At 71.1% G+C, this 14,060-nt stretch carries 10 protein-coding genes and 1 pseudogene; 8 read left to right on the top strand and 3 right to left on the bottom strand.

Going from position 1 to position 14,060, the window contains the following annotated elements; all coding sequences use genetic code 11:
* Positions 1-400: 400 nt before the first annotated feature.
* Positions 401-583, bottom strand: a pseudogene (locus O7619_RS29305) (hypothetical protein); the annotation flags it as partial.
* Positions 580-2,373, bottom strand: coding sequence for a PspC domain-containing protein (locus O7619_RS29300; protein ID WP_282284722.1), 1,794 nt, complete (start codon positions 2,371-2,373; stop codon positions 580-582). The pseudogene O7619_RS29305 and the gene O7619_RS29300, both read right to left, overlap by 4 nt.
* Positions 2,374-2,522: 149 nt before the next feature.
* Here O7619_RS29300 and O7619_RS29295 point away from each other — a divergent pair, with 149 nt between their 5' ends.
* The 7 genes from O7619_RS29295 to O7619_RS29265 all read left to right on the top strand — a co-directional run bounded on the left by O7619_RS29295 (position 2,523) and on the right by O7619_RS29265 (position 10,890).
* Positions 2,523-3,800, top strand: a complete 1,278-nt coding sequence (locus tag O7619_RS29295) for an ATP-binding protein (RefSeq protein ID WP_282288989.1) — start codon at positions 2,523-2,525, stop codon at positions 3,798-3,800.
* A 2-nt stretch (positions 3,801-3,802) separates the two neighbouring features.
* Positions 3,803-4,480, top strand: coding sequence for a response regulator transcription factor (locus tag O7619_RS29290; protein ID WP_282284721.1), 678 nt, complete (start codon positions 3,803-3,805; stop codon positions 4,478-4,480).
* Between the two features lie 573 nt (positions 4,481-5,053).
* Positions 5,054-6,697, top strand: a complete 1,644-nt coding sequence (locus O7619_RS29285) for an ABC transporter substrate-binding protein (protein ID WP_282284720.1) — start codon at positions 5,054-5,056, stop codon at positions 6,695-6,697.
* 144 nt (positions 6,698-6,841) lie between these two features.
* Positions 6,842-7,768, top strand: coding sequence for an ABC transporter permease (locus tag O7619_RS29280; RefSeq protein WP_282284719.1), 927 nt, complete (start codon positions 6,842-6,844; stop codon positions 7,766-7,768).
* A gap of 75 nt (positions 7,769-7,843) precedes the next feature.
* The gene (locus O7619_RS29275; RefSeq protein ID WP_282284718.1) at positions 7,844-8,827 is read left to right on the top strand and encodes an ABC transporter permease; all 984 of its coding nucleotides are present in this window, start codon (positions 7,844-7,846) and stop codon (positions 8,825-8,827) included.
* A 25-nt stretch (positions 8,828-8,852) separates the two neighbouring features.
* Positions 8,853-9,881: an ABC transporter ATP-binding protein gene (locus tag O7619_RS29270; protein WP_282288988.1), complete on the top strand. Its 1,029-nt coding sequence runs from the start codon at positions 8,853-8,855 to the stop codon at positions 9,879-9,881.
* Positions 9,874-10,890, top strand: coding sequence for a dipeptide ABC transporter ATP-binding protein (locus O7619_RS29265; protein WP_282284717.1), 1,017 nt, complete (start codon positions 9,874-9,876; stop codon positions 10,888-10,890). The genes O7619_RS29270 and O7619_RS29265 overlap by 8 nt, the downstream gene beginning before the upstream one ends.
* A 95-nt stretch (positions 10,891-10,985) precedes the next feature.
* Here the strand turns inward: O7619_RS29265 and O7619_RS29260 are convergent, their stop codons facing one another.
* A complete protein-coding gene (locus O7619_RS29260) occupies positions 10,986-11,339 on the bottom strand; it encodes a chorismate mutase (RefSeq protein ID WP_282284716.1) in 354 nt (117 codons plus the stop codon).
* A 287-nt stretch (positions 11,340-11,626) separates the two neighbouring features.
* Here O7619_RS29260 and pcrA point away from each other — a divergent pair, with 287 nt between their 5' ends.
* Positions 11,627-14,017 carry a DNA helicase PcrA gene (pcrA, locus tag O7619_RS29255; protein ID WP_282284715.1) on the top strand — a complete coding sequence of 797 codons (2,391 nt, stop codon included), beginning with the start codon at positions 11,627-11,629 and terminating at the stop codon, positions 14,015-14,017.
* Positions 14,018-14,060: the final 43 nt, after the last annotated feature.

Genomic DNA, 14,060 nt, shown 5'->3' with positions numbered 1-14,060 from the left:
GCGAGATCTCCCTCAGCCAGCATAGGCCGCGTCTTCGCGCCGTCACACCGGCGCGGTCTCAGACCGGCGGTCCACCGGAGGCGCGTGGTTCCTCGGTCTCCTGGCGCACCGGCGGCAGCTCGCGGGTGGCCGGTCCGGACCGGCCCTCGGGCTCGACGGTGGACGGTCCCCCGGTCGCCGGTTCGGCCGGTGACCGGACCGGCTCAGCGTCGGCGGGCCGGTCCTCCCGCGCCGGCGTCGGCTCGTCGGTCACCGCGGCGGTGGCCCACTCGTCGGCCCCGGCGGGGGCCCACTCGTCGGCCTCGGCGGGGGCCGCGAAGGCGCCGGCCGGGGTGCCGTCGCGGTACGGCGCGGCCACCGTCGTCTCCGGCCCGCCCGGCGGGGATGGTTGTTCCGGGCCGCGGGCCGAGCGCAGCGCGCCGACCAGGCCGAGCAACCCGATCACGACAAGCCCGCCGGCCAGGAACCAGCCGACCGGCGGTACGGCCAGCCCGAGGATCCGGGCCAGCAGCCACCACAGGGCGAGCCCGAGGAAGATCAGGCCGAACGCGAACGACACGAGGTCCGTGCGGTGGGCCTTCATCGGGTCACCTCCAGGTTTCCGGCGTTCACGTGGATGTAGAGCCGGAGCGTGCCCCCACCGGGGCCGTCCGCGCCGGCATCGGTGCTCTCCCAGAGCCGGCCGTTGAGCCCACCGGTGCGCCGGCCGAAGACGGAGGCGTCACCGGCGTTGACGTCGGCCACCGTGGTCACGTCCACGTCCGGCGGCACCACCACCGTCGCCTTGCCGAAGTTGACCGCGACGGTCACCTGGGTGTCCTGTCCGTCGAAGTCGATCGCCCGCAGGTCGAGCACCGCGTCGCCGAAGTTGTTCTCGTACCGGTCGGCCAGGTCGCGGCGGTCGGGTGGCGCCCAGGTGACGTTGCCGTCGATGCCCCGGACCCGGTCGTAGGACTCGGCGACGGTGGCGACGCCGAGCGCCGCCGCGGTCACCAGGCCGAGAGCGATCAGCCACCGGGCCCGGCCGAACCAGGTGCCCACGAGCAGCCCGAGGCCGATGGTGGCGAGCGTCGCGGCGAAGTAGCCGGCGGCGCCGACGGGGAACACGTCAAGCAGGTCGAGCATCGCCACCAGACCCAGCGCCAGGAAGATCAGCGAGAAGGTGATCGCACCGAGCGGGGAGCGTTCCTTCGGCCGCTTCGGCGGACGCGGCGGCCGGACCGGCGCCGGGGCGGGAGGCGAGCCGGCGTACGGGCCGTGTGGCGCGAACGGCGGTCGGTAGCCGCCGGGTGGCAGCGGTGCGCCGGTCGGAGCGGGCGGCGGCGCGGTGAACGGTTCGCCCACCGGGCCACCTGTGGTCGGGGGGGCGGGCCACGCCGGGGTGGTGTCCCCGGCCGTCCCGGGCAGCGCGGCGGTCACCGGCCCGGGGGTCGGTCGGGTGCTTGCCGCGGCGGGCCAGCCCGGGGCGGACAGCGGCGTGGCCGGATAGCCGGGTTCGACGCGCGGGGTCGGATAGCCGGGTTCGGCAGGGGCGGTGGGCGAGGGCGGGGAGCCGGTGTCACCCCCGGCCCGGCCGGCGGGCCAGCCCGGCGACGCGGATCCGGCCGGTTCGCCGGGTCCGGACGGGGCGGCCGTCCCGGCGGGTGCCGCGTACCCGGTGGACTCGCCGGTCCACGGCGCCCCCGGACCGGCCGGCGGACCGGCCCAGGACGCGGCCTGCGGCCCGGCGCCCGGCGCGGTCGCCGGCGGCGGCCAGGCGACCGGCGGCACCGGACCCGTTCCGGGCGGCTGGCCGGGGGCGCCGGTGCGGAAGGCGGGTCCGCGTTGGTCGCGGTTGAGCATCAGCGCGCCCCCGATCAGGATCACCGCGCCGAGCAGGATGGCCCGGAATCCGTCGGTGACGACGTAGCCGAAGCCGACCGCGACCACGATGCCGAGGACGATCACGGTGACCGGGGACATGCTGGAGCGGCCCCGGCCGAGCATCGACTCCACCGGGGAGGCGGTGTCGCCCTCGCCGGGGATGATCAGCCAGGCGGCGACGTAGACGAGCAGCCCGATGCCGCCGAAGAAGCCGAGCACGGCCAGGAGGACGCGCCACAGCACCGGGTCGGTGTTCGTGGCCCGGCCGATGGCCGCGCACACCCCGGCCAGGTAGCGACCCTCCCGGGGACGGACCAGGCCGTACCGGGTGGTGAATCCGGCGGCGCCGGGCGGTGGGGCGTACCCACCTGGTGGTGGGCCGGCGAACGGCGCGTCGCCACCGGGCGGTGGCGCGCCGTCGGCGGAGGGTGCCGGCCCCGGCGGGGGCGGCGGCGGATCGTCCTGTGCTGCCGCCCAGGGGCGGGGCGGACGGGCAGCGTCCTCGGTCATGCCTTCGATACTGCTGCCCCGGCGGCCCGGACGACCTCAGGACCCGACCCTGACCCCACCCTGAGATCCGGTGGCGGCGAATGTCCGGGGCGTCCCCGTGGTCCCGGGCCTTCCGCCGTGTGACGATCGGAGCGTCGGCCGCCGCCGGCATCTCCGCGCCGACCCGGGAGCTTCCGATCAGCAGCACCGTCACGCCGCACCCCCCACGTCTCTACCGGGCCACCGGGCACCGGTTGGGCGCCGGGGTGGCCTCCGGCATCGCCGACCACCTGGGCATCCCGGTGCTCCGGGTACGGGTGGCGTTCATGGTGCTGCTCGGGCTGAGCGGGCTCGGGTTGCTGCTCTACGCGGCCTTCTGGGCGGTGGTGCCGCCCCGGCCCGGCGACACCGCCGCCCCGCCCCGCCGCGACCTCGCCGAGCTGTTGCCGTTCGTGGCGATCGGGCTGGGTGTCCTGCTGCTCCAGGTGGTCGCGTTCGACTCGGTCGGCGCGGCCGGCACCGCCGGTTGGCTGGTTGCGATCATCGCGGTGGGCGCCGGGGTGATCTGGCACCAGTCCGGCCCGGAGCGGCGCCGGCAGTGGGGCGACTCCGCGGTGCCCTGGCTGGGCGCGGTGGTGGAGGAGAGCGACCGCCGGGCCTTCGTGCTCCGTTTCATCGGCGGTGGGGTGCTCGTCGCGGTCGGGATCATCGGCGTGGCCGCGGTCTACTCGCCGGCGCAGAACTTCGACGCGGTGCTCAACGGCGTCATCTTCGCGCTGGTCGGGCTCGCCGGGGTGGGTGTGGTCACCGGCCCGGTGCTCTGGCGCACCTGGAACCAGCTCCGGTCGGAGCGGGAGGGCCGCATCCGCGAGCAGGAACGGGCCGAGCTGGCCGCCATGGTGCACGACCAGGTGCTGCACACGCTCGCGCTGATCCAGCGCAACGCCGCCGACGTCAAGACGGTGCAGCGCCTCGCCCGGGGCCAGGAGCGCTCGCTGCGCAACTGGCTCTACAAGCCGACCGCCTCGCCGACGGAGCGTTTCGCCGCCGCGCTGGAGCAGGCCGCCGCCGAGGTGGAGGACACGTTCGGGATCACGGTCGAGGCGGTCGTGGTCGGTGACCGGGAGACCGACGAGCGGGTCGGCGCGCTCGTCGCCGCCGCCCGGGAGGCGCTTGTCAACGCGGCCCGGCACGCCGGGGTGCAGACGGTGTCGCTCTACGCGGAGGTGGAGCCGGAGCAGGTGAGCGTGTTCGTCCGCGACCGGGGCAAGGGCTTCGACCCGGATACGGTGGAGAATCACCGGCACGGCGTCAGCGGTTCGATCATCGGACGGATGAGACGGCACGGTGGCCGGGCGGAGATCCGGTCCGAGCCGGGAGAAGGGACCGAGGTCCGGCTGATCCTGCCGATCAGCGGCTCCGGCGCCACTGCGGAAAGGGACAGGTGACCATGTCCGAGCAGGAACCGGTCGAGAGTGCGACGCCGCGCGGCCCGCTGCGGGTGTTCCTCGTCGACGACCACGCCATGTTCCGGGCCGGCGTCCGCGCCGAGCTGGGCACCCGGGTCGACGTCGTGGGCGAGGCCAGTTCGGTGGCCGAGGCGGTGACCCGGATCGCGGCCACCGGCCCGGATGTGGTGCTGCTCGACGTGCACATGCCGGACGGGGGCGGCCGGGCCGTGCTGGAGGCGATGCGGCGGACCCACCCGCAGGTGAAGTTCCTGGCGCTGAGCGTGTCCGACGCGGCGGAGGACGTGATCGGGCTGATCCGGGCCGGCGCCCGGGGCTACGTCACCAAGACCATCTCGCCGGAGGAGCTGACCGACGCGATCCGCCGGGTGGCCGACGGTGACGCCGTGTTCAGCCCGCGGCTGGCCGGGTTCGTGCTCGACGCGTTCGCGTCCCGGCCGGACACGCCGGTCGCCGACCCCGAGCTGGACCAGCTCACCAACCGGGAGCGCGAGGTCCTGCGGCTGCTCGCCCGGGGGTACGCGTACAAGGAGATCGCCAAGGAGCTCTTCATCTCGATCAAGACGGTCGAGACGCACGTGTCCAACGTGCTGCGCAAGCTCCAGATGTCGAACCGGTACGAGTTGTCCCGGTGGGCCGCCGACCGCCGGCTCGTCTGACCGCGACCCCGGGCACCCGCGACGCCCTCGTCCGCCCAGCCAGAGGTGGTGCCCGCACAGCGGACGACGCCATCAGCCGGATGGGCAGAACTCGGTGTGATTGGCACCAATTCGGAGAGCGTCGCGGTGGGTGGGAGCGCGCTCGCCGAGCCGGGCGGCCCGGGTGGTCTTCGTCGGTATGGACGTGTCTTACCTGTTCACGGGCGTGTGATCCGCGCTCTTTGTGATCTTTTCTCAAGTATCGGCAACGTGGCGGGCAACTAACGGCTTGATAACGGCACCTTCACGGAATGGGCCGGTGGGTGTCACAGTGGCAGCACCTCACCCCCCGGTGTGAGGCATCTCGTCGGGTCCACCGACCGCGGAACGCCGCTACCCGCGCCGCCCGTGGTCGTCGATCTGCGCGGTGTCCTCGTCGAAGGGTGTGGCGCCCGGCGGATCGGTACCCCAGGGGTGTCCCGATTTCCTCTGCGGTAAACCGGCGACCTGTGATTCGGGTCGTCGGCGGTGTCACCCCCCACACGTGCGTGAAACCCACGACGGAACCAGGTTAGAAAGAGGAGGCCCCTCGGAATGAGAGTCTCGAAGCGGGCGAGCAGCGCGCTCGCGGTGGGCGCGGCATTCGCGCTCATCGCGTCCGGCTGCTCCAGCGGCGACAACGACGGTGGCGAGACCGGCGCCAGCTCGGATGGCGCCATCGTCATCGACGGCACCCAGCCGGAGAACCCCCTGGTTCCGGCGAACACCACCGAGACCGGTGGCGGCAAGATCATCGACTGGGTCTGGAGTGGCCTGGTCGAGTACCCCAACAACGGTGGGGCGCCGCAGAACCTGCTCGCCGAGTCGATCGACACGACCGACTCGAAGGTCTTCAAGATCAAGATCAAGCAGAACACCAAGTTCCACGACGGCACCACCGTCAAGGCCGAGAGCTTCGTCAAGGCCTGGAACTGGGCGGCGTACGGCCCGAACGGCGCGCAGAACGCCTCGTTCTTCTCCGACATCCAGGGCTTCGAGGACGTCTACACCGAGGACCCGGACGGCCCGGACGGCCCGAAGAAGGCCCCGGAGCCGAAGGCCAAGGAGATGTCCGGCCTCAAGGTCGTCGACGACTGGAACTTCGAGGTCACGCTCGCCGCGCCGACCGCCGTGTTCCCGGTGAAGCTCGGCTACAGCGCCTTCATGCCGCTGCCGGACGCGTTCTTCGCCACCACCCCGGCGGAGTTCGGCAAGAAGCCGATCGGCAACGGCCCGGTCCAGCTCGTCTCCTGGCAGGACGACGTCGAGATCAAGCTGACCCGCTTCGACGACTACAGCCTGCGCGACAAGATGAAGATCAAGGACGTCACCGTCAAGATCTACCAGGACGACACGGCGGCCTACAACGACCTGCTCGCCGGCAACCTGGACTTCCAGCAGCAGGTTCCGGTCTCGTCGCTGGCCGGTGACAAGTGGAAGACCGACCTGGGCGAGCGGGCGATCCAGACCACCGTCCCGTCGACCGGCATCATCGCCTTCCCGATCTACGACAAGCGCTTCCAGAACGCGAAGCTGCGTAAGGCGATCTCGCTGTCCATCGACCGTCAGGCGATCACCGACAAGATCTTCTTCGGTAACCGCAAGCCGGCCGACAGCTGGGCCAACCCGCTGACCCCGGGCGCCGAGCCGGGCAACTGCACCGCCTGCAAGTTCGACCCGACCCAGGCCAAGCAGCTCCTCCAGGAGGCCGGCGGCTTCCAGGGCAAGCTGACCCTGTCCTACAACGCGGACGCCAGCCACAAGGAGTGGATGGAGGCCGTCGCCCAGCAGATCAAGACCAACCTGGGCATCGACGCGGTCGCCGTCGGCGTGCCGACCTTCGCGGTCTTCCGTGCCAACATCAACGGCTACAAGATGGACGGCGCGTACCGGGCCGGTTGGCAGCAGGACTACCCGGACGTGGAGAACTGGGTCAACCCGCTCTACGTGACCGGCGGTTCCTCGAACGACGGCAAGTACAGCAACCCGCAGGTGGACGCCCTCGCCAAGGAGGCCTCCGCGGCCCCCAGCCTCGAGGAGTCCCACAAGAAGTTCGCCGAGGCCGTCAAGCTGATCGACGAGGACGTCCCGACGATGCCGATCTACTTCAGTGGCGAGCAGTCCGGCCACTCGGAGAAGATCAAGAAGCTGGAACTGACCAACGTCGGCGAACTCGACATCACCTCGGTCGAGCTCTGATCCGAACGGTCTGACCCCGGGTCGGGCTCGCCTAACCGGTGAGCCCGACCCGGGGCCGTTCCGCGAGGGGGTGTACAACGAACCCCTCGCACGTTGTCGTCACCGCGTCGGGTGCCCGGCGCTCCCTGTCTGGAGGACCACCCCATGGGCCGTTATCTCTTGAGACGGCTGCTGCAACTCGTGCCGGTGTTCATCGGCACGACGTTCCTGATCTATTGGCTCGTCTGGTCGGTGCCCGGTGACCCCTTCGCCGGCAAGTGCGGCGACCGCGGTTGCCCGCCGAACTACCGGGCCATGATGACCGAGAAATACCATCTCGACGACTCGATCTGGGTGCAGTACGCCAGCTACATGAAGAACCTGTTCCAGGGTGACTTCGGTATCACGTTCGGCGGTCGCGAGATCAGCGACATCATCGCCACGTCGTACCCGAACACCCTGAAGTTGGCGGTGGTCGCTCTCGCCATCGAGGCCGTGATCGGCCTCGGCGCGGGTGTCCTGACCGGTCTGCGACGCAACGGCTTCCTGGACAACCTGGTCCTGATCTCCACCCTCTTCCTGATCGCCCTGCCGGTCTTCGTCATCGGCTTCGTGCTCCAGTGGGTGCTCGGCGTCAAGTGGGGCATCATCACCCCGACCGTCTCCAACGAGATGCCGTTCAGCGAACTGATCGTGCCCGGTTTCGTGCTCGGCAGCGCCTCGATGGCGTACATCGCCCGGGTGGCGCGCACGAGCATCGCCGAGAACCGGCGGGCCGACTACGTCCGCACCGCGATCGCCAAGGGCCTCCCGATGCGCCGGGTGGTCGGCGTGCACCTGCTGCGCAACTCGCTCATCCCGGTGGTCACGCTGCTCGGCACCGACCTCGGCGCGCTGATGGGTGGCGCGATCGTCACCGAGGGCATCTTCGGCATCAACGGCATCGGCCGGCAGGTGCTGCGCTCCATCGTCACGAAGGAGAGCGCTACCGTTGTGGGCATCGTGGTGGTGCTCGTGCTCGTCTACCTCGTGATGAACCTGCTGGTGGACCTGCTCTACGCCGCCCTCGACCCGAGGATCCGCTATGAGTGACCGCCGCAGCGAACGAATCGTCCCAGCAGTCTGCGCGGGTAACCACGCCCGCGCCGAGCGCATCGAGGTGCGGGCATGAGTGAACCGAACAGCGCGTCGGTCGTGGCGCCGCCGCCGTCGACCATGCCCACCGAGGCCGGGTCCGGCGCGCCCGCCGACGCCGGCCTGCCGGAGAACGCCAAGCAGCACAAGCCGCGCGGCCTGCTCGGCGACGCCTGGCTCGACCTGCGCCGCAAGCCGCTGTTCTGGATCTCGGCGGCGTTCATCCTGCTCTTCATCGTGATGGCGGCGTTCCCGTCGCTGTTCACCTCCGGCGACGCGGTCAACGGCGCGCTTGAGCGCAGCCGGGTCGAGCCGTCGTCCTCCGCCTGGTTCGGCTACGACGTGCAGGGCCGTGACGTCTACTCCCGGGTCATCTACGGCGCCCGGGCGTCGATCGTGGTGGCCCTGGTCTCCACCACCCTCACCCTGCTGTTCGGTGGCGCGATGGGCATCATCGCCGGTTACCGCGGCGGCTGGGTGGACGCGCTGCTCTCCCGGATCGCGGACATCTTCTTCGGCCTGCCGTTCGTGCTCGGCGCGATCGTCATCCTGACCACGTTCAACGGGTCCGGCACCGACAACGGCGAGTGGACGATCATGGGGCTGGTCATCCTGTCCCTGAGCGTGCTGAGCTGGCCGGTGGTGATGCGGCTGATGCGCTCCTCGGTGCTCGCCACCAAGGAGGCCGACTACATCGTGGCGGCCCGCGCGCTCGGTGCCGGCACCGGCCGGATCATCCTCAAGCACCTGCTGCCGAACTGCCTGGCGCCGCTGTTGGTCTACGGCACGATCATGGTCGGCTCGTTCATCGGGGCCGAGGCCACGCTGTCGTTCCTGGGCATCGGCCTGAAGAGCCCGGTGGTCTCCTGGGGCATCATGATCAGCGAGGCGCAGAACTACATCCGCGTCTCGCCGTTCCTGCTGTTCTTCCCCTCCGCCTTCCTCGTCACCGCCGTGCTGAGCTTCGTGATGCTCGGCGAGACGGTCCGCGAGGCCCTCGACCCGAAGCTCCGATAGGGGAACTGAGTTGTCCGACATTCTCGTGTCCGAGCAGTCCGCGGCCGGCGCCGGCGGATCCGGCCGCCCCTCGGGCCGCCTGCTCGAGGTCGACGACCTGCGGGTGGAGTTCCGCACCCGGGACGGCGTCGCCAAGGTCATCAACGGTGTGACGTACCACGTCGAGGCGGGGGAGACCCTCGCCGTGCTCGGCGAGTCCGGCTCCGGCAAGAGCGTCACCGCGCAGACGATCATGGGCATCCTGGACACCCCGCCCGGCTTCGTCACCGGCGGCGAGGTCCGCTTCCACGGCAAGGACATGCTCAAGCAGTCCGCCGAGCAGCGGCGACGGATCCGTGGCGAGGGCATCGCCATGATCTTCCAGGACTCGCTCTCGGCCCTCAACCCGGTTTTCACCGTCGGCTTCCAGATCGCCGAGCAGTTCCGCATCCGGCGCGGCCTCAGCCGCTCGGACGCCAAGAAGCGCGCGATCGAGATGCTCGACCAGGTGAAGATCCCCAACGCCAAGGGCCGGTTCAGCAACTACCCGCACCAGTTCTCCGGCGGTATGCGGCAGCGCGCCATGATCGCCATGTCGCTGGCGCTGGACCCCGAGGTGCTGATCGCGGACGAGCCGACCACCGCGCTGGACGTGACCGTGCAGGCCCAGATCATGGACCTGCTCGGCGAACTCCAGCGGGAGCGGCAGATGGGCATGATCCTGATCACCCACGACCTCGGCGTGGTCGCCGACGTCGCGGACCGGATCGCGGTCATGTACGCCGGCCGGATCGTCGAGGAGGCCAGCGTCTACGAGCTGTACGCCAAGCCGGCGCACCCGTACACCCTGGGCCTGCTCAACTCGATCCCGCGGATGGACGAGAAGGGGCTTGAGCTCCGGACCATCAAGGGGCTCCCGCCGAACCTGATGAACATCCCGCCGGGCTGCTCCTTCAACCCGCGCTGCCCGATGGCGCAGCCGGTGTGCCGGGAGAAGGTCCCGCCGCTGCTGCAACTGGGCAACGGCCGGACCAGCGCCTGCCACTTCGCCGAGGAGCTCGTGAACCGTGACTGAGAACATCATCGAGGTTCGTGATCTGGTCAAGCACTACCCCGTGACCCGGGGCGTCGTGTTCAAGAAGACCATCGGTCACGTCAAGGCGGTCGACGGCGTCTCCTTCGACCTCAAGGCCGGCGAGACGCTCGGTGTGGTCGGCGAGTCCGGCTGCGGCAAGTCGACGCTCGCCCGGGTGCTGATGAACCTGGAGAAGCCGACGGCGGGCCAGGTGCTCTACAAGGGTCAGGACATCTCCAAGCTCTCCGGTGGCGCGCTGCGGCGGCTGCGCCGGCAGATCCAGTTGGTGATGCAGGACCCGTACACCTCGCTCAACCCGCGGATGACGGTCGGCGACCTGATCGGCGAGCCGTTCGAGATCCACCCCGACGTGGCTCCGCGCGGCAGCCGGCGGGACAAGGTCAAGGAACTGCTCGACCTGGTCGGCCTGAACCCGGAGCACATCAACCGCTACCCGCACCAGTTCTCCGGCGGCCAGCGGCAGCGCATCGGCATCGCCCGGGCGCTGGCGCTGCGGCCCGAGGTGATCGTCTGCGACGAGCCGGTGTCGGCCCTGGACGTCTCCATCCAGGCCCAGGTGATGAACCTGCTGGAGAAGCTCCAGGGTGAGCTGGGTCTGTCGTACGTCTTCATCGCCCACGACCTGTCGGTCGTACGGCACCTGTCGGACCGGGTGGCCGTGATGTACCTGGGCAAGATGGTGGAGGTGGGCACCGAGGACGAGATCTACGAGCGGCCCACCCACCCGTACACCCAGGCGCTGCTGTCGGCGGTGCCGGTGCCGGATCCGACCCTGCGGGAGAGCAAGGCGATCATCCGGCTCCAGGGTGACGTGCCCTCGCCGGTCAGCCCGCCCTCGGGGTGCCGATTCCGCACCAGGTGCTGGAAGGCGCAGGACATCTGCGCCCAGGAGGTGCCGCTGCTTCAGATCCGGCCGGGCTCGGACCACCCGAGCGCCTGCCACTTCGCGGAGAAGCGGAATATGGTCGTCACCCACGAGGTGGCCTGAACCAGACCGGACCGCCTGCCGGCGTCACCCCGACGCCGGCAGGCGGTCCGTCGTTTCCGGCGGCCCGCAGGCCGTCCGCGTCTCCGGTGGGCGGGTCACAACGGGCCGCGACCGGCGCGCAGCAGCAGCAGCGCGAGCTGCGTGCCGTCGGCGCCGAGCTCCGCCCGGAACCGCTCCAGGATCTGCCGCTCGCGGGAGAGCACCAGCCGGGTCCCGCCGGAGGCCATCCGCGTCGCGCCGACCTCCTGGGAGAGCGCGGCCCGCTCCTGCCAGAGCGCGATGAGCGTGCTGTCGATCTCGTCGATCCGCCGCCGGATGTCGCCGATACGCTCGGCCGCGGCCGAGTCGTCGGTGCCGGTCCGCGCCGCCGCGGCACCGGTCGGGTCGCCGCCCACCGGCCGTTCGTGCCGCGCCAGGCCGCCGCTGGACTCCACCACGTCAGTCATCATCGTCGTCCCTCTCGGGGGTCGGGCCCGGTACCCGGATCCCGGGACGGAAAAGCCCCGGGCTCGGGGAGCCCGGGGCTTTTTCGTAGGTCTGTCGATCAGGCGCGACCCACGGCTGCCGGACTCCCGGTGCCGTAGTAAAAGAAGTGCTGATCGAACACGTCGTCGAGTATGCCGACCGCCGGGGTGGGCGCGCAAGGAAGTCGGCCAACAGGTGGGACGCGGCCCGGCGGTGGGACCGGCCGCGCGGGCGGGGAAGTGTCCGGCCGACGGCATAGACTCGTGCTGCGATGCATCCTCTCTTCGACATTCCCGCGTCCCCGCCCGCGCCGGAGTCCCGGCCGACCCCGCCGCGCCGTTCCGGGGGCGCGCGGTCGGATCCGCAGGCCCTCCTCGACGGCCTGAACGGCCCCCAACGGGACGCGGTGACCCACGCCGGCTCCCCACTGCTGATCGTGGCCGGCGCCGGCTCGGGCAAGACCCGGGTGCTCACCAACCGGATCGCCTACCTGCTCGCCGCCCGGGACGTGCACCCCGGCGAGATCATCGCGATCACCTTCACCAACAAGGCCGCCGGCGAGATGAAGGAACGGGTGGCCGCGCTCGTCGGCCCGCGCGCCCGGCTGATGTGGGTGTCGACGTTCCACTCGGCCTGCGTCCGGATCCTGCGCGCCGAGCACGAGCACGCCGGCCTCAAGTCGACCTTCTCGATCTACGACGCGGACGACTCGCGGCGGCTGATGCAGATGGTGGCCCGCGAGCTGGACCTCGACCCGAAGCGCTACCCGGCCCGGGGCCTGGCCGCCCAGGTGTCCAACCTGAAGAACGAGCTGGTCGATCCGGAGGAGTTCGCCGGCCGGGCCAAGGGGCCCAACGAGCGGGCGCTCGCCGAGGCGTACGCGCTCTACCAGCGGCGGCTGCGCGAGGCGCACGCGCTCGACTTCGACGACCTGATCATGACCACGGTGCACCTGCTCCAGTCGCACCCGCACGTGGCGGAGAGCTACCGTCGCCGGTTCCGGCACGTGCTCGTGGACGAATACCAGGACACCAACCACGCCCAGTACGTGCTGATCAAGGAGCTGGTCTCCGGCACCGAGGGGATCCCGCCGGCCGAGCTGTGCGTGGTGGGCGACGCCGACCAGTCCATCTACGCCTTCCGGGGCGCGACCATCCGCAACATCCTGGAGTTCGAGCGGGACTTCACCGACGCGCGCACCATCCTGCTGGAGCAGAACTACCGCTCCACCCAGACCATCCTCAACGCGGCCAATGCGGTGATCGACCGGAACACCTCGCGCAAACCCAAGCGGCTGTGGAGCGACGCCGGCGCCGGCGAGCAGATCGTCGGCTACGTGGCCGACACCGAGCACGCCGAGGCGGACTGGGTGGCGCGGGAGATCGACCGGCTGGTCGACGCCGGTGACACCCGCCCGGGCGACGTGGCCGTCTTCTACCGCACCAACGCGATGTCCCGGGTGTTCGAGGAGGTGTTCATCCGGGTCGGCCTGCCCTACAAGGTGGTCGGCGGGGTGCGCTTCTACGAGCGCAAGGAGGTCCGCGACGCGCTTGCCTACCTGCGGGCGGTGGTCAACGACGACGACACGGTCAGCCTGCGCCGGATCCTCAACACCCCCCGGCGGGGCATCGGCGAGCGGGCCGAGGCGTGCGTCGAGGCGCTTGCCGGGCGGGACCGCATCTCGTTCGGCGCCGCGCTGCGCCGGGCGAAGGACGCGCCGGGGATCTCCAGCCGGGCCGCCAACGGCATCGCCGATTTCGTCGCGCTGCTCGACGCCGCGCGCGAGCTGGCCGCCACCGGCACCCCGGAGGAGGTCCTGGAGGCGGTCCTGACCCGCTCGGGCTACCTGGCCGAGCTGGAGGAGAGCCTCGATCCGCAGGACGCCGGCCGGGTGGACAACCTCCAGGAGCTGGTGAGCGTCGCCCGGGAATACACCGAGCGGATCGAGGCGCTCGGCGCCGACGACGAGCGGGCCACCCTGGCCGGTTTCCTGGAGCAGGTGGCGCTCGTCGCCGACGCCGACCAGATCCCCTCCGACGATCCCGACCACCAGGGCGTGGTCACCCTCATGACCCTGCACACCGCCAAGGGGCTGGAGTTCCCGGTGGTCTTCCTGAGCGGCCTGGAGGACGGGGTCTTCCCGCACCTGCGCTCGCTCGGCGACACCCGCGAGCTGGAGGAGGAGCGTCGCCTGGCGTACGTGGGGATCACCCGCGCCCGGCAGCGGCTCTACCTGTCCCGGGCGGTCACCCGCTCGGCCTGGGGCGCACCCGCCTACAACCCGCCGTCGCGGTTCCTGGAGGAGTTGCCGCCGGAGCTGGTGCGCTGGGAGCGCACCGAGGGGTCGTACACCTCGTGGGGTGGTGGTGGGGCCGGGGTCGGCGGCCGGGCGGACCGGTCGTCGGGTGGCTTCACCGGCGGCACGCCCAAGGCCACCCAGCTCGCCAAGCGTCTCGGTGTGGACGCCAGCCGGCTGGCCACCGCGAGCGAGTTGAAGCAGGCGCCCAAGGTCTCGGCGGGCGACCGGGTCAACCACCAGCGCTACGGCCTGGGCCGGGTGCTGGCGGTGGAGGGCGCCGGGCCGGGCGCGCGGGCCCAGATCGACTTCGGTGACCAGACCATGTGGCTGGTGCTGCGGCACGCGCCGATCGACAAGCTCTGAGCGCGGGGCCGGTCCGACGCGACGCCGGACCGGCCCCGTCCTC

The organism is Micromonospora sp. WMMD998 (assembly GCF_029581235.1).
Lineage (GTDB): Bacteria > Actinomycetota > Actinomycetes > Mycobacteriales > Micromonosporaceae > Micromonospora.
The sequence above is the reverse complement of the archived record's forward strand: the minus strand, read 5'-3'. Positions and strand labels throughout refer to the sequence as shown.